Consider the following 17,352-nt stretch of genomic DNA (forward strand, 5'->3'; position numbering starts at 1 on the left):
CCGCCGAACCCTCTTCCCTCCGGCCCGCGAATCCTCGAAAATAGCCCATGGCCATCAGACAGCTTTCCGAAACGCTCATCAACCAGATCGCCGCCGGCGAAGTCATCGAACGGCCGGCGAGCGCTGCCAAGGAACTGATCGAAAACGCGCTCGATGCAGGCGCGACGCGCATCGAGATCGCCACGGCAGGCGGCGGCAAGGCACTGCTGCGGGTGAGCGACAACGGTTCGGGCATGGATGCGGCCGATCTGGAACTGGCGGTCAGGCGCCACTGCACCTCGAAACTATCGGAGACGCTCGAGAATATCCGCACGCTCGGCTTCCGTGGCGAGGCGCTGCCCTCGATCGGCTCGGTTGCAAGGCTCAGCATCGCCAGCCGCCGGCGCGACAGCGCTGGCGGCCACGAGATCGCCGTCAACGCCGGCAAGATCGCGCATTTGCGCCCGGCCGCCGCCAATCCCGGGACGATCGTCGAAGTGCGCGATCTTTTCTTCGCGACCCCCGCGCGGCTCAAATTCCTGAAGACCGAGAAGGCCGAGGCCGGCGCCATTACCGAGATCGTCAAGCGCATGGCGATCGCCTTCCCGGCCGTGCGCTTCGTGCTGTCCGGCTCCGACCGCACGACGCTGGAATTTCCGGCGACCGGCGACGACCATCTGGCGCGCATGGCGCAGGTGCTCGGCAAGGACTTCCGCGACAACGCCATCGCCCTCGACGCCGTGCGCGAGGAAATTTCGCTCACCGGCTTTGCCGGCGTGCCGACCTTCAATCGCGGCAACTCCGCCCATCAATATGCCTTCGTCAACGGCCGGCCGGTGCAGGACAAGCTGATCCTGTCGGCGATCCGCGGCGCCTATGCCGAAACCATCCCGTCAGGCCGCCATCCGGTGGCGGTGCTATCGATTACCCTCGATCCCGCCCTCGTCGACGTCAACGTGCATCCAGCAAAATCCGACGTACGGTTCCGCGACCCCGGCCTCGTGCGCGGCCTCATCGTCGGCGCCATCCGCGAGGCCCTGGCGCGTGACGGCAGCCGGGCGGCAACCACCGGGGCAAGCGACATGCTGCGCTCCTTCCGTCCCGGTTTTCAGCCCTACGCGCAACGGCCACAGACGGCATGGTCGGCCGAGACCTCGCCTTCCCGTCCCTACCAGCCGGCAAACGGTTTTGGTGAACGGCCGCAGGCCTCCTTCGACGGGCTCTCGATGCCGACGGCACGGGCCGAGCCGCCGTTTCCGCCGCAGCCGGCAGCAGCCGACACCACCGCGCGCTATCCGCTCGGCGCGGCGCGGGCGCAGATCCACGCCAATTACATCGTCGCCCAGACCGAGGACGGGCTCGTCATCGTCGACCAGCATGCCGCGCATGAGCGGCTGGTGTTCGAAGCGATGCGCAAGGCGCTGCATTCGAAGCGGCTGGCCTCGCAGGTGCTGCTCATTCCGGAGATCGTCGATATTCCGGAAGAGGATTGCGACCGGTTGATGCAGCATGCGGGCGAGCTTTCCGAACTCGGCCTGGCGATCGAGCGTTTCGGCCCCGGGGCGATCGCCGTGCGCGAGACGCCGGCGATGCTCGGCGAAGTCGATGCGCATGGGCTGATCCGCCAGCTTGCCGACGAGATTGCCGAATGGGATACGGCGTCAGGCCTGTCGGCCAAGCTCGAATATGTGGCGGCGACCATGGCCTGCCACGGATCGGTGCGCTCCGGACGACGGCTGCGGCCGGAGGAAATGAACGCGCTGCTGCGGGAAATGGAAGTGACGCCCGGCTCCGGCCAGTGCAATCACGGCCGGCCGACCTATATCGAATTGAAGCTCAGCGATATCGAGCGGCTTTTCGGCAGAAGCTAAAAAAGCTGGAAAAGCCGCCTTTACGGGAGTATGGCAAACGGATGAGAGGCTGCAGGGAACGGAGCGCATGAATTTGTTCGAAGGGCACGGAAACCGCGAAGCGAAGATCCGGTATCTCGATGGCGATTTCCAGATTCTCTCGCCCGGCTCCTGTGTCGTCTGCGCAATGACGGGAAAACAGATCCCGCTCGACGAACTGCGCTATTGGAGCGTCGCCCGCCAGGAGCCCTATGCCGACGTGATCTCGGCGATCGAAGCCGACAAACGCGCCGGCGTGCTGCCGAACCAGCGGCGTTAAAGCGCGGCCGCGTGCGAGAGGCCGCAGGTCCGGCCCGCCCCACGAAGGACAGGCCGTTTGCTAGGCAACAGCAAGGTCGATATGCGCTCTCTGCAAATTGCACAGAGCGGCAACGGTTTACTTGAATTGCGCCATATTCTCGGGCGTCACGAGCGCGGCGCCGGAATCGATCAAAGACTCCACCGTCTCTCCGCGAATCGATTTTACCAGCGCATCCACACCGAGTTCAGCCATCTTGGTGGGGAATTGCGCCACCGAAGCATCCTCGACTCCGCTCTTCAGCGCTTCCTCTTCACCACAGCAGAAGTCGAAACCGACCAGCACAATCTTGTCATTGGCAGTGCCGGCGTTCTTGATGGCGCGCGCAGCGCCAGCAGCGGGCGGGCCGCAAGCGGCATAAATGGCCTTGAGGTCCGGGTTCTTCGTCAGCAGGTCTTCGGCGACACTGATCCCGAGTTCCTCAGTGCAGTTTGTTGCGCCTTTCCCGACGATCTTGACGTCAAGGCCCTGCAGCCCTTCAAGCATGCCCTTCACACGGTCATCAAGCGCTGGCACACCTGGCACACCCTCGAGAATCCCGAGCGTATCGCCCGCTTTGAGAACCGTTTTGAGATATTCGCCCGCGATTTTGCCCGCGGCAAAATTATTGGTCGTGGCAAGCGCCGTTCTGCCTTTCCAATCCGGAATATTGTTATCCATCAGGACGACCTTGACGCCGGCTGCCACCGCCTTGTCCAGAGCCGTGGACACGGTAGGATCGACGGGCGTTAGGGCGATGCCCTGCACGCCTCGTGTCACCATCGACTCGATCTGTGCAATCTGGCCCTCGATGTCAGTCGCGGACGTCCCCTGTCCGTAGATGATCTCGACGCCGGGATTTCTCTTTGCATAATCTTTTGCTGCGTTCTCCATTGTTGCGAAGAACGGAACCGGGAACTTGGTTATAAAGCCGAGCTTGACCGGCTCCTGCGCCAAGGATGGGACTACAGCGAGAGCCAGAAGCGCAAGAGCTCCCAGCAGGGATTGCGGTTTCATCATAACACCTCCCATGTTTCGATCGCCCTCCTCTAGAGCGATCTCGTTGTCCACTGCCCTATCGAAGCAGTGATCTCCCTTAAGCCTCGGCGCCCACAATCATCGCGACAAGGTCCTGCTTGTTCGCTTCGGCTGGCTTCAGTTCACCCACCTTGCGACCCTGCCGCAGCACCACGGCCCGATCGGCGATTTCGACGACATGTTCCATATTGTGCGTGATTATGATCACGGCATTGCCTTCGGCTTTGAGCTGATTGACAAGGTCAAGAACTTGGCGAGATTCTCGCACGCCGAGGGCGGCCGTTGGCTCGTCAAGGATCACAAGCTTGCGCGCAAAAACAATGGCGCGCGCGACCGCGATCGCCTGTCGCTGTCCACCAGACATCAGCGCGACCGGCGCGTCGAACCGCGGCAGCTTGACTTTCAGGCGATCGATCACACGCGCTGCTTCCCGCTTCATCACGCCGGTGTTGAGGAAGCGGAGCGGGCGTGGCAGCCAGGAAGGGAAAGAGATTTCTCGCCCGCAATAGAAATTCTGCACAGGGGTCAGATTGTCGAAAAGCGCCAGATCCTGATAGACGGTTTCAATGCCGGCGCGGCGGGCCGCCGCCGCTGAATGGAGCAATACGGGAGCACCATCCACGAGGATCTCTCCTTCGTCGAGGCAATGAAGCCCACTAATGCATTTGACGAGCGTCGACTTGCCGGCGCCGTTGTCACCCAGAAGAGCGGTTACCTCGCCTGCATATGCATCAAAGCTTACATTTTTCAGGGCATGAATGGCGCCAAAGCGCTTCTGCGCATTTCGAACCGAAAGGACCGGTGGAGCGGATGCAGCGTTCATTGCACTCTCGCCGATTGAAGCACACGCGCGCGCGCCTCGAGATGGTTACGAAGCACATCGGCCTCAACGGCGATGACGATGACGAGACCGATCGCGATCATTTGAAAGAACACGTCGACGCCGAGAAGGTTAAGGGCGTTGCGGATGACGCCGATTAGCACGGCGCCGATCAGAGCGTGGCCGAGATGGCCTCGTCCGCCGAGGAAGCTGGCACCGCCGATTATCACCGCGGCAATCGTATCGAGCTCCAAGAGATTGCCGTAGATCGGCGAGGCGGCGCCGGTTCGTCCCGCCAGCAGCACCGCGCCGGCGCCGGCACAAAAGCCTGAGATAATGTAGGTCGAGAGCAGAACGCCCTTTACCGGTATACCCATGCTTCTGGCGGCATTCGGCGAGCCACCGACCGCATAGATCCATCGGCCACAGACCATTGACTTCGTCAAAATCAGAAAAAGAAGCCCGAAGATCCCGACGGCAAGGAAGGAATTGGGCACACCAAACGTCGTACCGCCGCCGATCGCAGTAATTGCATTGGGCATCCCGCGCATGGTGGTGTGGCCAGGGGCCAGTGCCAGTGCAAGGCCACGGCAGATACTCAAGGTCGCGAGGGTAATAATGAAGGGGTGTGGCAGCCTGCCATAGACAAATACCACGCCGTTTACCGCCCCGATTGCAGCACCCGAAAGCAGCATGGCCATAATGACGGCGATCGAGGCATCAACCTGCTGATAGACCAGTCCGCCGATGACTGTCGCGAGCGCGAGATTCGAGCCGACAGACAGGTCGACACCGCGAGTCAGGATAACGAGCTGCTGCCCCATCGCCACCAGAGCAATCACCGCCGTCTGCGCCAGGATGTTCCCCAGGTTGCCGGGCTTTAGAAAAGCCGGCGTGATCAGACTGACGATGGCGATGAGGATGATGAGGATCAGCAATGGGCCTAAGCTCAAAAGCTTCAGTCCTAATGTGATGCCAGATTGTCTCGGGTGGAAGGTTGCACCTTGCGAACCTCCAGGTCGGGACGAATTCTGAGGCAGAATCCCAGAGTCTTCCAAATTTCCCCAGCCTCCCTGGTTTTTTATACATAAGAAACATATGATACACGTACGTCAAATTGTTTCTTATGGATATCTAAACATGCCGGGAGTTGTGCAATGAGGACGGATACGACCTTTAAGAGGGCCTTCAATGATATGATCGATATCATTCGGACATCCGGTCTTGGGGAGGAATTGCCGTCCGAAAACGCACTGCGCGCCCAGCTTGGCGTGAGCAGAACGACGGTGCGGAAGGTGCTGGCGGCGATGTCCGCACGTGGGATCATCATATCCGAAGCGCATAGGCGGATCATACGCGAGCAGCCGCGGCAGATAGAGCGTTATCCGAAGGAAGAGACCTTAGCCATCTCGGAACAGGTCGAGACGAGTTTCATGGAATGGATGCTGCGCGGCGATGCCTGTCCGGGCACAGAAATCAATGAGGCTGAATTAGCTCGGAAATTCGGCGTCGCGACAACCATAGTCCGTGAATTTCTCAATCGATTTCAGAAATATGGGCTGATCGAGAGGCGTCAGAATGCAGGCTGGGTTTTTAAAGGGTTCACCGCGAGTTTCGCACTCGAACTGTTCGAAATCAGAGAAATGTTCGAAATGCGCTCCGCACGTCTCTTCGCTACCCTGCCCGACAGCTCACCCATCTGGAAGCAGGTGCGTGCAATACGAGCGGCGCATTTGGAACTGCTCGCGGACATCGATGCCCGGTTTCAGGATTTCTCGGAACTGGACAGCCGGTTCCATCGCCTGATTGTGGCTGTCGCGCCAAACCGCTTTATCGAAAGCTTCCAAGACGTGATCGCCATGGTCTTCCACTATCACTATCAGTGGAACAAGCGGGATGAACGCGCCCGGAATGAGGTCGCCATTGGGGAACATCTCGCGCTGATCGATGCCCTCGAAAGCCGCAATGTCGCGTTGATCGATCACGCTTGTCGGTCGCATCTGACCTCCGCCCGTGAAACTTTGCTTCATTCGATCGTGTAACCACATTGCGATTGGGGGTAGCAGAAAGCCGACGAACCGGCGGACAAGAGGCCGGCGATCCATAGCCTCCGCAAACCAACGCGAGTTCGCGGCAGTCTTTTAGAGCGGCCCAGCCTTTCCGGGCATCGCTTTAACGCCGGCCTTCATCTCCCTTAGGCGCCGCTCGCGGCAGGCAACGATCGCCCGGTCGATGATCAGGCTCGGGGCGAGGTGATCCTCGAACACCATGTCGACCTCGATCACCTGGCACTTTTCCGCGAGCTGTGCCGCCCTGCCGGGATGGCCGGAAAGGCGGACGAAATCCTTTGAGGTGGTGACGATCAGCAAGCCCTGACGCTCGGCGGTCGTCAGGATGTCGTCGATCTCGTCCTCGGTCAGGTGCTCGTGGTCGCCGAGGGACTTGGCGACGGCGATTTCGGCGCCGCGCGATTCGACCGTGCGGAAGAATTTGGCGGGATCGGCAATGCCGGCAAAGGCGAACACCTTCATGCCCGCGAGCGTATTGTCGCCGCGCACTTTCAGCGAGGCGGTGAAATAGGGCTTTGCGGCGCGTGCCGCCATGCGGACGATGCTGTCGGCGGCATTGCCGCCGCCGACCTTCAACAGCGCGGTGGCCGAACGCAGTTGCTGGCGGATCGGGGCGCGCACCGGGCCGGCCGGCACGATATGGCCGTTGCCGAGGCCGCGGGTCGCGTCGATGACCAGCAGGGCATAATCGATCACCAGCCGGGCGCTCTGGAAACCGTCGTCCATGATGATGAGATCGGCGCCCTCCGCGACCAGACGCTGTGCCCCGTCGACGCGCCTCCGCGAAATCACCGTCAGCGCCTCCCGGGCAAGCAGCAGCGGCTCATCGCCGACGGCGACCGCCCGGTGATGATCGGGATCAACCACGGTCGTCACATCGAGCGAGCCGCCGTAACCGCGGCTGAGAAAGCCGGGTTTCAGCCCTTTCGCCTTGGCGGCGCGGGCAATGGTCAGCGCCGTCGGCGTCTTGCCGGCGCCGCCGACGGTGAAATTCCCGACGCAGATGACCGGAATGGCAACGGAGGCGCGGCGCGCATGGGCCATGCGGTGGCCGGCGATACGACCGTAGAGAAAGGAAACCGGCAGCAGCAGCCAGGCCCGCCAATCGGCTTTCCTCCACCAGAACGGCGGCGCTTCGGATATCATCTTGCCGTTCCGCTCCCCTGCCCGCCTTACGGCAACCAGCCCCTTGCTTTTCGACCGGCCGGATTGAGAAGCCAAATTCAATGAAAATGCAAGCCCTTACCAGTCAGGCCGGCTGCAGATCCGGCAGCAGTGCCTCGAGAGCGGTGATATCGTCGAGCACATGATCGGCGGCGGCGGCCAGCGAATCGCGCGAACCGGTTCCGGTCAGCACCGCGATCCTGAGCCCCGTTCCGGCATTCAGGCCCATGTGCAGATCGTGATTATTGTCGCCGACCATCGCCACTTCCTCGGGCGAAAGACCGGTCGCAGCGCAGAAGCCGAGCACCATGCCCGGCTCCGGCTTGACGCCGAAACCGCTGTCATATCCGGCGATATAATCGACATAGCGGGCGAAACCGAAACGTTCCGCGGTCTGGCGGATCGAGCGCTCATTGTCGCTGGAGGCGACGCCGAGCTTGAAGCCGCGCCGATGCAGCCTGGCGAAGAAGTCAGCGAGATCGGTTACCGGCACGGAAAATTCGGCGGCGTTGGAAAACAGCTCGTCGAGGCGCACCGTCAGTTCGCCGACATCGACCATCGAACCCGCGGCAACCAGACCCTCGGCAATCTGGCGGGTATTGCCGGCGGCAAGCAGGCTGTCAGGCACGATATGGCCAGTTACCGGATCCATGCCGCAGGCAGACAGCAGCCGGTCGGCGAGAAGCGGATCGCCTTCAGCGGCGATACGGGCAAGTTCGCGGTTTACCGGCAGCCAGCTCTCGTCATAGTCGAGCAGCGTGCCGTCCTTGTCGAAGAGAATGCCTTTGATTAGGGACGCTGCCGCCATGCTTTATCCTCAGAGCTGGGCCACGGCCTTGGGCAGCAGCCGCGCCTTCACCGTCAGCGGATTGATATAGGGTTCCAGCCCCTTGACGGTCGCGGTCAGCGCACCGCGCATCTCGTGCACGGCGGTGATGCCGGCCTCGATCATATTGCGGCGGGCTTCGTCATTGGTCAAAAGGTAATGCACGCCCTTGGCCAGCATTTCGGTATCGCGCACCATGCGGGCGCTGCCGCTGCGGGCAAGCTTCTGATAGGCATCGCGGAAATTCTGCACATGGCCGCCGGAGAGAACGGCGCAGCCGAGCATGGCGGGCTCCAGCGGATTCTGGCCGCCTTCGGCAAAAAGCGAGCGGCCGACGAAGGCGATTTCCGTCAGTCGCAAATAGAGGCCCATTTCGCCGATCGTATCGCCGAGGAAGATATCGACATCGGCCGACAGGACATCGTCGCGGGTGCGGCGGGCGACCTTCAGCCCCAGCTTGACCAGAGCCGCCTCGATCTCGTCGCAACGGTCGGGATGGCGAGGCACGATGATCGTCAGCTGACGATCGCGCTCCCTCAGCGCCCGATGAACGATGGCAGCGGCATTCTCCTCGCCGTCGAAGGTCGAGATCGCCGCCCAGGTCTTGCGGTCGCCGATCTGCTTCTTGTAGCGGGCGAGGACAGCGCTGTCATAAGGGGGTGCGTCGGTATCGACTTTCAGATTGCCCGAGGTGATAACGGGAACGGCGCCGAGATCGCGGAAACGTTCGGCATCGATATCCGACTGGGCGATGACGAGGGCGAGATTCTCGAACAAGGCTTCGGCGATTGCCGGCCGGCGGCGCCAGCGGGCAAAGGAACGATCCGACATGCGGGCATTGATCAGGATCTGCGGAATTCGGCGGCGGCCGAGTTCCAGCACTGTTGCCGGCCAGATCTCGGATTCGGCGATGATGGCGCAATCGGGCGCCCAATAATCGAGGAAGCGGCTGACCGAGGGCTTCAGGTCGAGCGGCACATATTGGTGGATCGCGTCATTGCCGAGGCGCTCGGCGGCGAGCCTGGCCGAGGTGATCGTGCCCGTGGTCAAGATGACATGGATGTCGCGGCGGCGGATTTCGCGGATCAGCGGAATGACGGCATTGGTTTCACCGACACTTGCAGCATGGAACCAGACGAGCGGGCCCTGCGGCCGGTTGGCGCTCGGATAGCCGAAGCGTTCCAGGCGGCGCGCCCGGTCTTCCTTGCCCTTGGCCGTGCGGTAGGTGATATAGAGGCCGACGACAGGAGAGGCCACGGTTCCCGCCAGACGGTATGCGCTCAGACCGAACCGAGCCATCCGGGAACTCATTGCGCCAGTCTCCGATCCAAGATCGACATCAAACCCATTCCCTCATTATCGTTGCGGCCGGAATGGCCGATGAATTTGTTCAGAATGCGTCAAACGATCCGGATCGACGGACGGCCGGTGCACGAACCCGGCGCGACGAACCGCAGGCCGCCGATACGTGCCGCGGCCGATGGCCGAGATCGGCTGCTTCAGGCCTTTTCCTGCGGATCGAGCAAACGATGCATGTGGACGATGAAATAGCGCATATGCGCATTGTCGACCGTCTGCTGCGCTTTCGACTTCCAGGCCGTCAGCGCCGTGGCATAATCCGGGAAAATGCCGACGATATCGAGACCCTTCAGATCGCGGAACTGGACGTTGTCGAGGCTTTCCAGTTCGCCGCCAAAAACGAGATGCAAAAGCTGCTTCTTGTCACCGGAGTCAGTCATTTTTTGTTCTCTTTCTGCTATTCTCCTCCGCCACCCCATCTGCGGGATTTTGACGGAAACGTCAACTGTCTCGTCGTCCCGCAAAGGCCGCGAGAAACTCGCTGATGCGGGGCGTCGGTGCTGCGCAGAGGACGTTGTGGGTCACGTCGGCGCGATTGTAGACGATCGGCCTGCCGTCGAGATCGACGAGGCCACCGCCAGCGCAGCTAAGGATCAGATCGGCGGCGGCCAGATCCCAATCATGCGAATTGCTCTTGACGAAGGTGCCTTCGAGACGACCGTCCGCCACCATGGCGATGCGATAGGCAAGCGAGGGAATGTGTTTGTGGCGGCTGACCCGGTCGCGAAACTCCGGCGGAAAGGTCGTCAACAGGTCCTCGCCGACCGCAAGGCGGCTCGTCTCCTCCGGTCCCGCGGCGGAGACGGTGAAGGGCACGCCGTTTTTCAGCGCCACGCCGCCGTCGACGGCCTCATAGAGTTCCTCGAGCGCCGGGGCATAGAGCACGCCGGCGACCGGACGGCCGCGATGAACGACCGCGACGCTGACGCACCAGAGCTTCTGCCCGCCGAGAAAGGCGCGCGTGCCGTCGATCGGGTCGATGATGAACAGCGTCTCATGCGAGAGGCGGCCGGCATCATCGTCGGTTTCCTCAGACAGCCAGCCATAATCTGGCCGGGCCTTGCGCAGAATGGTTTCGAGCGTCTTGTTGGCGGCGAAATCGGCGGCGCTGACGGGGGAGCGGTCGTCGTTTTTCCACCAGACCTCGGGAGACTGGTTGAAGAAACCGAAAGCGACCGCACCGGCCTCTTTCGCAGCATCGACGATCAGCGTGAGATCGCTCTGCCAACGGGGCTTTTCCCTATCGCTCATCCCGTCAAATCCGTCCAACTTTCGTTTGAGCATGATGTCGTCCGAAAACCGCACACACTTTTCGGCATCATGCTCTACCGCCCTGCCAGGGTCATGCCTTCGATGGCGAAGGTCGGGGCCGCGACGCCGAACTTGCGGTCGATGTCGTTTGCCGGCGTCAGGCGCATGAACATCTCCTTGAGATTCGAGGCGATCGTCACCTCGGAGACCGGGAAGGTCAGTTCGCCGTTCTCGATCCAGAAACCGGTGGCGCCGCGGCTGTATTCGCCGGTGATCATGTTGACGCCGTGGCCGATCAATTCGGTGACATAAAAGCCATTGCCGACGCTGCGGATCAGTTCCTCCGGCGTGATGTCGCCGGGTTCAAGGGCAAGATTGGTGGAGGACGGCGAAACGGCAGTGCCGCCGCGCACGCCGCGGCCGTTGGTCTGAAGGCCGAGCTCGCGACCGGTCGAGGTCGACAGGAACCAATGCTTCAAGACGCCGTCCTCGATCATCACCATCCGCTCGCCCGATACGCCCTCGCCGTCGAAGGGCCGCGAGGAGGGGCCGCGCACGATCAACGGATCGTCGGTGATAGACAGGCCCGATTTCAGTACCTGCTGACCCATCCTGTCGCGCAGGAAGCTCGACTTGCGGGCGACGGCGGCGCCATTGATTGCGCCGGCGATATGGCCGACGAAGCCGCGGGCGACTCGCGGATCGAAGATGACGGTGACATCCTTGCCGGTCGGCACCTGGCGCGGGTTGATGCGCTTTATCACTCGTTCGCCGGCTCGGCGGCCGATCACGGCGGGATCGTCGAGCTCGGCATAATAGAGCCGGCTGTCGAAATCATAATCGCGCTCCATGCCGGTGCCTTCTCCGGCGATGACGCTGACGGAATGGCCGAAACGCGAGGCCATGTAGCTGCCTTCGAAACCGTGCGAGGTGGCGAGAACCAGGCCGCCCATGCCGGCCGAGGCACCGGCGCCGGAGGAATTGGTGACGCCCTCGACCGCAAGGGCCGCGGCCTCAGCTGCAAGGCCTGCCTCGCGCAGCATCTCGGAGGAGACCTCGGTGGTATCGAGCAATTGCAGGTCGGGGTAGGATTTCGCTAGGCTCGCCTCATCCGCGAGGCAGGCGAAGGGATCTTCCGGCGAGACTTTGGCCATGGCGACGGCGCGTTCGGCCAGCGCCTGCAGATCGAAGCCCGGATTGGCCGAAACGCTGGCAACGCGCTTGCCGATGAAGACGCGCAGCGAAAAATCGTCGCTTTCGGAGGATTCCGTGCCCTCGACCTTGCCGAGGCGGACGCTGACCGATTGCGAGCGCGACCGGACGACGACGGCGTCGGCGGCGTCGGCCCCTGCCTTCCTGGCCAGATCGATCAATTGACTTGCGCGGGAAAGAAGTGTCGAGGAATCGATTTCAGAGGACATGATTTGGCCTTTCCTTCGGCTTCCATTTATTGTGCACTCACCCAAGCATCAAGGCCGCCGCCGCCGATTCTTTGTCGGGGCTGCCGGCCTGTTCCCCGCCGTCGAAAGAAATCGCCCCGATGTCCGCGTCCAATGCCTTTTTTTCCGAAACGATCCTGCTGCTCGGCGGAGCGGTGGTCGCCGCGCCGATATTCAAGAAGCTCGGGCTCGGCACGGTGCTCGGCTATCTCGCCGCCGGCATCGTCATCGGGCCGGTTTTCCACGGCATCACCGATGGCGAACAGATCCTTGCCGTCGCCGAACTCGGCGTCGTCTTCCTGCTTTTCATCATCGGGCTGGAGCTGAAACCCAGCCGCCTCTGGCAAATGCGCCGCGACATTTTCGGCCTCGGCACGGCGCAGGTGGTGGTGACCGGGCTGGCGCTGACCGCGCTTGCCTGGTTTTCTGAGGTTCTCGACTGGCGCGGCAGCATCGTCGCCGGCTTCGGCCTGGCACTATCCTCGACGGCCTTCGCCATGCAGATCCTCGAGGGCGACGGCGACGTCAACACGAGGTATGGGCAGCGCTCCTTCTCGATGCTGCTGTTCCAGGACCTTGCAATCGTGCCGCTCTTGGCGCTGATCACCGTGCTCGACGGCGGCGGCAAGGGCAGCCCTGCGCCGCTCACCGATTTTGCGGTCGCCGTCGGCGCGGTCGCGGCGATGGTCGTCATGGGGCGCTACCTGCTGACGCCGCTCTTCCAGGTCATCGCGCGCACCGGTGCGCGCGAAGCGATGATCGCCGCCGCCCTCTTCGTCGTCATGGGATCGGCGAGCCTGATGCAGCTTGCCGGGCTTTCGATGGCGATGGGCGCCTTCCTCTCCGGGGTGATGCTCGCCGAATCCTCCTATCGGCACGAGCTGGAGGCCGATATCGAGCCCTTCCGCGGCGTGCTGCTCGCCATCTTCTTCATCGCCGTCGGCCTGTCGCTGCAGCTCGACGTGCTTGCCGACAACGTGCTCTTCGTCATCGTCGCGGTGCCGATCATCATGGCGGTCAAGGCGATCATCATCTACGGGCTCTGCCGGATCTCCGGCTCTCCGCATGATGATGCGATCCGCATCGCCTTCCTGCTGCCGCAGGGCGGCGAATTCGGCTTCGTGCTGTTTACCGCGGCGGCGACCGTCGGGCTGATGTCGGCGAGCACGGCATCGCTGCTGGTCGCGATCGTCACGCTGTCCATGGCGCTGACGCCGATCGGCGCGGCGCTTGCGAAGCGTCTGCTCAGCGGCGACGAGCATGAGGAGCTGGACGAGGATTTCGAGGGCGCCGGCGCCGACGTGCTGATGGTCGGCTTCTCGCGTTTCGGCCAGATCGCCGCGCAGATCCTGCTTGCCGGCGGGCGCAGCGTCACCGTCATCGAATTTTCGGCGGACCGCATCCGCCAGGCCTCCTCTTTCGGCTTCCGCATCTATTTCGGTGACGGCACCCGCAAGGACGTGCTGCGCTCGGCCGGCATCGACCGGGCAAAGATCGTGCTCGTCTGCACGCAGAAGAAGGAGGTCACCGACAAGGTGGTGGAGCTGGTGCAGGCGGATTATCCGCACACAAGGCTCTACGTGCGCTCCTACGACCGTATCCATTCGATCGAACTGCGCAACAAGGGCGTCGACTACGAGTTGCGCGAAACGCTGGAATCCGGCCTGCTCTTCGGGCGGCGGACGCTGGAGGCGCTCGGCGTTCCCGAGGTCGACGCCTATGAGATCGGCGAGGATATCCGCAAGCGCGACGAGGCGCGCCTGGTGCTGCAGGTGTCGGAAGGGCTGCAGGCCGGCCGCGACATGCTGTTTTCCCACCCTGTCCGCCCCGAACCGCTCGTGAAGCCGAAGCGCGCCGCCGATCCATTCGAGGACGATCCGCTGGCGGGAACGGTGGATGCGACGGCGGAGGCCTGATCGCCGCCGATCGGCTTGTTAAATTGACGCATTGAATATGCGCTCGGCGGCGTCTATCAGCGGGTGATCGGAGAGGGACACTTGATCAGACGGGCGAGACAGATGGAGCAATGGGCACTGCGCATCCTGTGCGCGGCGACGTTGGTTTTTGTCGCATTCGCCCATCAGGCTCCCGTCGCCGGTGAGTCCGGTCCGACCGAACTCGCGCAATATGTACTGCCCGATGGAACGCTGCCGTCGCTTTGCGCCACCGTCAGTGACAAATCCGATCAAGGCCAGCACGACAAAACCCATTCGCATGGTTGCGAGGCCTGCCGGATCGGCGCCTCGACCCTGCTGCCGGCGCCGATGGATGTCGCCGGTGCTCCGATACCCTTTGCGGTCGCGGTCGAACTGCCGATCCGGGCCGAAAGCTTCCCTCGCCGGCTTTTCCCGCCCAATACCGGTCCCCGCGCTCCGCCTTCCGATCCGATCCTCGCCTGAACCTCGTGTTGCGGCAGGCGCCGTGACGCCTTTCAACGCCGGCCGAACTGCTTCCCGCAGCCGGCCGCGGATACGGATCCATCCTCATGTCGACTATCACTGCCGCCGGACCGGCGGAGGACGCCGCCAGCGGCGTTTCGCTCTACCGCGCCATCTGGCGCTGGCATTTCTTTGCCGGGCTTCTCGTCATACCCTTCATGCTCAATCTGGCCGTGACCGGATCGCTCTATCTTTTCAAGGACGAGATCAACAACAGCTTCTTCGGCTACCGTTATACCGTCCAGCCCGCCGGCCAGGCGCTGCCGGCCGAGCGGATCGCGGACATCGCCACCGCCGCGGTGCCGAGCTCGGCGGCGACCTCCTACAAGGAGCCGGCCGGACCTGAGCGATCGGCCATCGTCACCGTCGCCAGCGATGCCGGCACGACACTGGTCTTCGTCGACCCTTATGCCGGCAAGGTGCTCGATGTGGTCGGATCGACCGATGAGTTCAATTATGTCGTCAAGCGCATCCACAGCCTGGCCTATTTCGGCGGTATAGCGAACCGGCTGATTGAGATCACCGGCGGCTTTGCCATGGTGCTCGTCGTCACCGGCATCTATCTCTGGTGGCCGCGCCGCCAGACAGGCGGTGTCGTCAGCGTGCGGGGAACGCCGGGCCGCCGGGTTTTCTGGCGTGACCTGCATGCGGTGACGGGCGCCTTCGCCGGGGTGCTGATCTTCTTCCTGGCGATAACAGGCATGCCATGGTCGGGCTATTGGGGCGCGAACGCCAATGCCTGGCTGACCGAACACGGCCTCGGCTATCCCGTCCAGCTCTGGGACGACATGCCGAAATCGCAGAAGGTGACCGAGGACATCCTGCCGAAGAGCGGCTGGATCGTCGAAAAGGCGCCGGTTCCGCTTTCCGATATCGCCGCAGCACAATCGGCCAAGCCGATCGGTCTCGACAAGGCCGTGGAGATCGCCAGGCGGCTGGGCATGGCGCCGGGCTTCGACGTGGCCATTCCCTCCGACGAGACGGGCGTCTATACCGCCTCGCTCTATCCCGACGATCTGGCCAACGAACGCACCATCCATATCGACCAGTATTCCGGCAAACCGCTGATCGATATCGGCTTCAATCAGTATCCGTTGCTCGGCAAGGCGATCGAGTGGGGCATCAATGTCCACCAGGGACAGGAATGGGGGCGTTTCAACCAGTTGCTGATGCTCGCGACCTGCCTGGCCATCGTGCTCAGCTGCGTGAGTGCCGTCATCATGTGGTGGAAACGGCGCCCGGCCGGCCGGCTCGGCGTGCCACCCATGCCGCCAAAACGCGCGGTCTATTACGGCCTGTGGCTGATTACCACAATCTTCGCCGTCGCCTTCCCGATGAGCGGGCTCGCCATTGTCGCCATGATCGCCTTCGACCAGATCGTCGTGCGCTTCGTGCCCGTGTTGAAACGCGTTGCCGCTTAAGGGAGACCATTCGATGAAGATGATCATTGCCCTTCTAGCCTGCATGCTTTTCGCATCCATGGCAGCCGCGGACGACGATCCGCAGCAGGCGATCCCGGCAAGGCTGAAGCTGATGTTTGAAAGGCTTGATAAGCCATTGGACATCGCCCCGGTCGTCGTCCAGGCCGATTGGGCGATCGCCGGCTGGCGCCAAGCTGGGCGCGGCGGACGCGTCTTGCTGAAAAAGACGCATCATGGCTGGAGCATCTATCTCAGTAGCGGCGACAGCCTGAAGGATGCCGGGACGCCGGAGAAAATCGGCCTCCCGGCAAGTGACGCGGCCGGACTGGCTGCGAAGCTGAAAGAGGCCGAGACAAGCCTTGATCCCTCCGCGCTGGCGCTGTTCTCAAGCTTCGAAGGCACGGTCATGATGATGAACGCGGCGTCAAACGGGGCGGGTGGCCATGAGGGCCACGCCCAATAACACCGTGTCCTAGCGCTTCAGCCGCGCTTCGATTTCCCGGTCGAGGGCGAATTTCAGCTCGTCCTTGACGCCGACCGACATGGCCAGCACCTCGCGGGCCTTGAGGAAATCCATGACGCCGGTGCGGCCGACCGCCGGGCGCAGGAAGATGTGCGGCTGGCAGAGCTTCAGCTTCAGCGTGATCGCCGTCTGCATCATCAGCTGGCCGGAGCCGAAGATGCTCTCCATGCGGTTCGGAATATGGGTGCCGTCGCCTTCCGGCGCGCCGACGACATCGATGCCGACGACGATATCGGCAAGATCCATCAGCGGTTCATAGGGCACCGGATTGCTGATACCGCCGTCGATCATCACCCGGCCGCGCAGGCGCACCGGCATGAAGACGGCGGGAATGGCGGAAGACGCGGCAAGCGCCGGAAACAGCTCGCCTTCTTCGATGATGACTTCGTTCTGCCCGTAATAATCCGTGGTGATGACCTTCATCGGCACCAGCAGATCCTCGAAGCGGGCCGGCAACTCGGCCGGCAGAAAGGCTTTCAGGATCCGCTCCAGATTGAACTGGCCGATGCGGATGCCCTTGGCCACCGCATCGCGCACCGTCGCCGGCCGCAGGCCCCAGATGCGGGCGACGACCGCCGTCTTGTTGCCGACGGTCGTCAGCGCATGTTCGCGGATTTCGGCCCCCGACATGCCGGCAGCCATGCCGGCCCCCATGATCGCGCCCATCGACGAACCCGATATCGCCACCGGGCGGATGCCGAGTTCGTCGAGCGTCTCGATGATATGGATGTGGGCAAGTCCGCGCGCGCCACCGCCGCCGAAAGCGACGGCGACCGTTGGAAGATCGCTGATCGCAGGCAGTTTCGGACTGATGATCTCTGCCTGCTGCACGCCCCGC

At 62.7% G+C, this 17,352-nt stretch carries 17 protein-coding genes; 7 read left to right on the forward strand and 10 right to left on the reverse strand.

Going from position 1 to position 17,352, the window contains the following annotated elements; all coding sequences use genetic code 11:
• Nucleotides 1-47 precede the first annotated feature (47 nt).
• Both mutL and FHX03_RS03000 read left to right on the forward strand, forming a co-directional pair.
• Nucleotides 48-1,850: a DNA mismatch repair endonuclease MutL gene (mutL, locus tag FHX03_RS02995; RefSeq protein WP_183852555.1), complete on the forward strand. Its 1,803-nt coding sequence runs from the start codon at nt 48-50 to the stop codon at nt 1,848-1,850.
• Nucleotides 1,851-1,917: 67 nt separating this feature from the next.
• Entirely contained in the window at nt 1,918-2,148 is a 231-nt protein-coding gene (locus FHX03_RS03000) for a DUF2093 domain-containing protein (protein ID WP_183852557.1), read from the forward strand.
• A gap of 117 nt (nt 2,149-2,265) precedes the next feature.
• On the opposite strand, the gene FHX03_RS03005 is transcribed toward FHX03_RS03000, so the two are convergent.
• The 3 genes from FHX03_RS03005 to FHX03_RS03015 form a co-directional block, all read right to left on the reverse strand.
• Entirely contained in the window at nt 2,266-3,183 is a 918-nt protein-coding gene (locus FHX03_RS03005) for a sugar ABC transporter substrate-binding protein (RefSeq protein WP_183852559.1), read from the reverse strand.
• A 79-nt stretch (nt 3,184-3,262) separates the two neighbouring features.
• Nucleotides 3,263-4,027, reverse strand: coding sequence for an ATP-binding cassette domain-containing protein (locus FHX03_RS03010; protein ID WP_183777254.1), 765 nt, complete (start codon nt 4,025-4,027; stop codon nt 3,263-3,265).
• Nucleotides 4,024-5,082 carry an ABC transporter permease gene (locus FHX03_RS03015; protein ID WP_183852561.1) on the reverse strand — a complete coding sequence of 353 codons (1,059 nt, stop codon included), beginning with the start codon at nt 5,080-5,082 and terminating at the stop codon, nt 4,024-4,026. Before FHX03_RS03015 ends, FHX03_RS03010 begins: the two co-directional genes overlap by 4 nt.
• A gap of 99 nt (nt 5,083-5,181) precedes the next feature.
• On the opposite strand from FHX03_RS03015, the gene FHX03_RS03020 reads away from it, so the two are divergent.
• Complete coding sequence (locus FHX03_RS03020) at nt 5,182-6,066, forward strand: GntR family transcriptional regulator (RefSeq protein ID WP_097624012.1); 885 nt, start codon at nt 5,182-5,184, stop codon at nt 6,064-6,066.
• A 99-nt stretch (nt 6,067-6,165) separates the two neighbouring features.
• Here FHX03_RS03020 and lpxK read toward each other — a convergent pair whose 3' ends face one another.
• From lpxK to FHX03_RS03050, 6 genes are all read right to left on the reverse strand, one after another.
• On the reverse strand, nt 6,166-7,239 hold the full coding sequence (lpxK, locus tag FHX03_RS03025; protein WP_183852563.1) for a tetraacyldisaccharide 4'-kinase: 1,074 nt from the start codon (nt 7,237-7,239) through the stop codon (nt 6,166-6,168).
• A gap of 103 nt (nt 7,240-7,342) precedes the next feature.
• Nucleotides 7,343-8,065: an HAD family hydrolase gene (locus FHX03_RS03030; protein WP_183852565.1), complete on the reverse strand. Its 723-nt coding sequence runs from the start codon at nt 8,063-8,065 to the stop codon at nt 7,343-7,345.
• Nucleotides 8,066-8,074: 9 nt separating this feature from the next.
• A complete protein-coding gene (waaA, locus tag FHX03_RS03035) occupies nt 8,075-9,394 on the reverse strand; it encodes a lipid IV(A) 3-deoxy-D-manno-octulosonic acid transferase (protein ID WP_097624009.1) in 1,320 nt (439 codons plus the stop codon).
• Between the two features lie 188 nt (nt 9,395-9,582).
• Nucleotides 9,583-9,822 carry a DUF4170 domain-containing protein gene (locus FHX03_RS03040; RefSeq protein ID WP_012556727.1) on the reverse strand — a complete coding sequence of 80 codons (240 nt, stop codon included), beginning with the start codon at nt 9,820-9,822 and terminating at the stop codon, nt 9,583-9,585.
• Nucleotides 9,823-9,883: 61 nt separating this feature from the next.
• Nucleotides 9,884-10,693, reverse strand: coding sequence for a 3'(2'),5'-bisphosphate nucleotidase CysQ (locus FHX03_RS03045; protein ID WP_097624171.1), 810 nt, complete (start codon nt 10,691-10,693; stop codon nt 9,884-9,886).
• Between the two features lie 74 nt (nt 10,694-10,767).
• Nucleotides 10,768-12,114, reverse strand: coding sequence for a TldD/PmbA family protein (locus tag FHX03_RS03050; RefSeq protein WP_183777251.1), 1,347 nt, complete (start codon nt 12,112-12,114; stop codon nt 10,768-10,770).
• Between the two features lie 119 nt (nt 12,115-12,233).
• Between FHX03_RS03050 and FHX03_RS03055 the strand changes: the two genes are divergently transcribed.
• The 4 genes from FHX03_RS03055 to FHX03_RS03070 all read left to right on the forward strand — a co-directional run bounded on the left by FHX03_RS03055 (nt 12,234) and on the right by FHX03_RS03070 (nt 16,454).
• Nucleotides 12,234-14,048, forward strand: a complete 1,815-nt coding sequence (locus tag FHX03_RS03055) for a monovalent cation:proton antiporter-2 (CPA2) family protein (RefSeq protein WP_183852566.1) — start codon at nt 12,234-12,236, stop codon at nt 14,046-14,048.
• 81 nt (nt 14,049-14,129) lie between these two features.
• On the forward strand, nt 14,130-14,531 hold the full coding sequence (locus tag FHX03_RS03060) for a DUF2946 family protein (protein ID WP_183777249.1): 402 nt from the start codon (nt 14,130-14,132) through the stop codon (nt 14,529-14,531).
• Between the two features lie 86 nt (nt 14,532-14,617).
• The gene (locus FHX03_RS03065; RefSeq protein ID WP_183852568.1) at nt 14,618-15,991 is read left to right on the forward strand and encodes a PepSY-associated TM helix domain-containing protein; all 1,374 of its coding nucleotides are present in this window, start codon (nt 14,618-14,620) and stop codon (nt 15,989-15,991) included.
• Between the two features lie 13 nt (nt 15,992-16,004).
• On the forward strand, nt 16,005-16,454 hold the full coding sequence (locus FHX03_RS03070) for a copper uptake system-associated protein (RefSeq protein WP_183852570.1): 450 nt from the start codon (nt 16,005-16,007) through the stop codon (nt 16,452-16,454).
• 9 nt (nt 16,455-16,463) lie between these two features.
• Here FHX03_RS03070 and FHX03_RS03075 read toward each other — a convergent pair whose 3' ends face one another.
• Nucleotides 16,464-17,345 carry a patatin-like phospholipase family protein gene (locus tag FHX03_RS03075; RefSeq protein ID WP_183777246.1) on the reverse strand — a complete coding sequence of 294 codons (882 nt, stop codon included), beginning with the start codon at nt 17,343-17,345 and terminating at the stop codon, nt 16,464-16,466.
• Between the last annotated feature and the right edge of the window lie 7 nt (nt 17,346-17,352).

This window comes from Rhizobium sp. BK456, assembly GCF_014194045.1.
GTDB classification, from domain to species: domain Bacteria; phylum Pseudomonadota; class Alphaproteobacteria; order Rhizobiales; family Rhizobiaceae; genus Rhizobium; species Rhizobium redzepovicii.

What these genes read in the sequence shown, in the direction of transcription:
- mutL (WP_183852555.1), top strand. Translation starts at nt 48, where the DNA reads ATGGCCATCAGACAGCTTTCCGAAACGCTCATCAACCAGATCGCCGCC.
- FHX03_RS03000 (WP_183852557.1), top strand. Translation starts at nt 1,918, where the DNA reads ATGAATTTGTTCGAAGGGCACGGAAACCGCGAAGCGAAGATCCGGTAT.
- FHX03_RS03005 (WP_183852559.1), bottom strand. Translation starts at nt 3,183, where the DNA reads ATGAAACCGCAATCCCTGCTGGGAGCTCTTGCGCTTCTGGCTCTCGCT.
- FHX03_RS03010 (WP_183777254.1), bottom strand. Translation starts at nt 4,027, where the DNA reads ATGAACGCTGCATCCGCTCCACCGGTCCTTTCGGTTCGAAATGCGCAG.
- FHX03_RS03020 (WP_097624012.1), top strand. Translation starts at nt 5,182, where the DNA reads ATGAGGACGGATACGACCTTTAAGAGGGCCTTCAATGATATGATCGAT.
- lpxK (WP_183852563.1), bottom strand. Translation starts at nt 7,239, where the DNA reads ATGATATCCGAAGCGCCGCCGTTCTGGTGGAGGAAAGCCGATTGGCGG.
- FHX03_RS03030 (WP_183852565.1), bottom strand. Translation starts at nt 8,065, where the DNA reads ATGGCGGCAGCGTCCCTAATCAAAGGCATTCTCTTCGACAAGGACGGC.
- waaA (WP_097624009.1), bottom strand. Translation starts at nt 9,394, where the DNA reads ATGAGTTCCCGGATGGCTCGGTTCGGTCTGAGCGCATACCGTCTGGCG.
- FHX03_RS03040 (WP_012556727.1), bottom strand. Translation starts at nt 9,822, where the DNA reads ATGACTGACTCCGGTGACAAGAAGCAGCTTTTGCATCTCGTTTTTGGC.
- FHX03_RS03045 (WP_097624171.1), bottom strand. Translation starts at nt 10,693, where the DNA reads ATGAGCGATAGGGAAAAGCCCCGTTGGCAGAGCGATCTCACGCTGATC.
- FHX03_RS03050 (WP_183777251.1), bottom strand. Translation starts at nt 12,114, where the DNA reads ATGTCCTCTGAAATCGATTCCTCGACACTTCTTTCCCGCGCAAGTCAA.
- FHX03_RS03055 (WP_183852566.1), top strand. Translation starts at nt 12,234, where the DNA reads ATGTCCGCGTCCAATGCCTTTTTTTCCGAAACGATCCTGCTGCTCGGC.
- FHX03_RS03065 (WP_183852568.1), top strand. Translation starts at nt 14,618, where the DNA reads ATGTCGACTATCACTGCCGCCGGACCGGCGGAGGACGCCGCCAGCGGC.
- FHX03_RS03070 (WP_183852570.1), top strand. Translation starts at nt 16,005, where the DNA reads ATGAAGATGATCATTGCCCTTCTAGCCTGCATGCTTTTCGCATCCATG.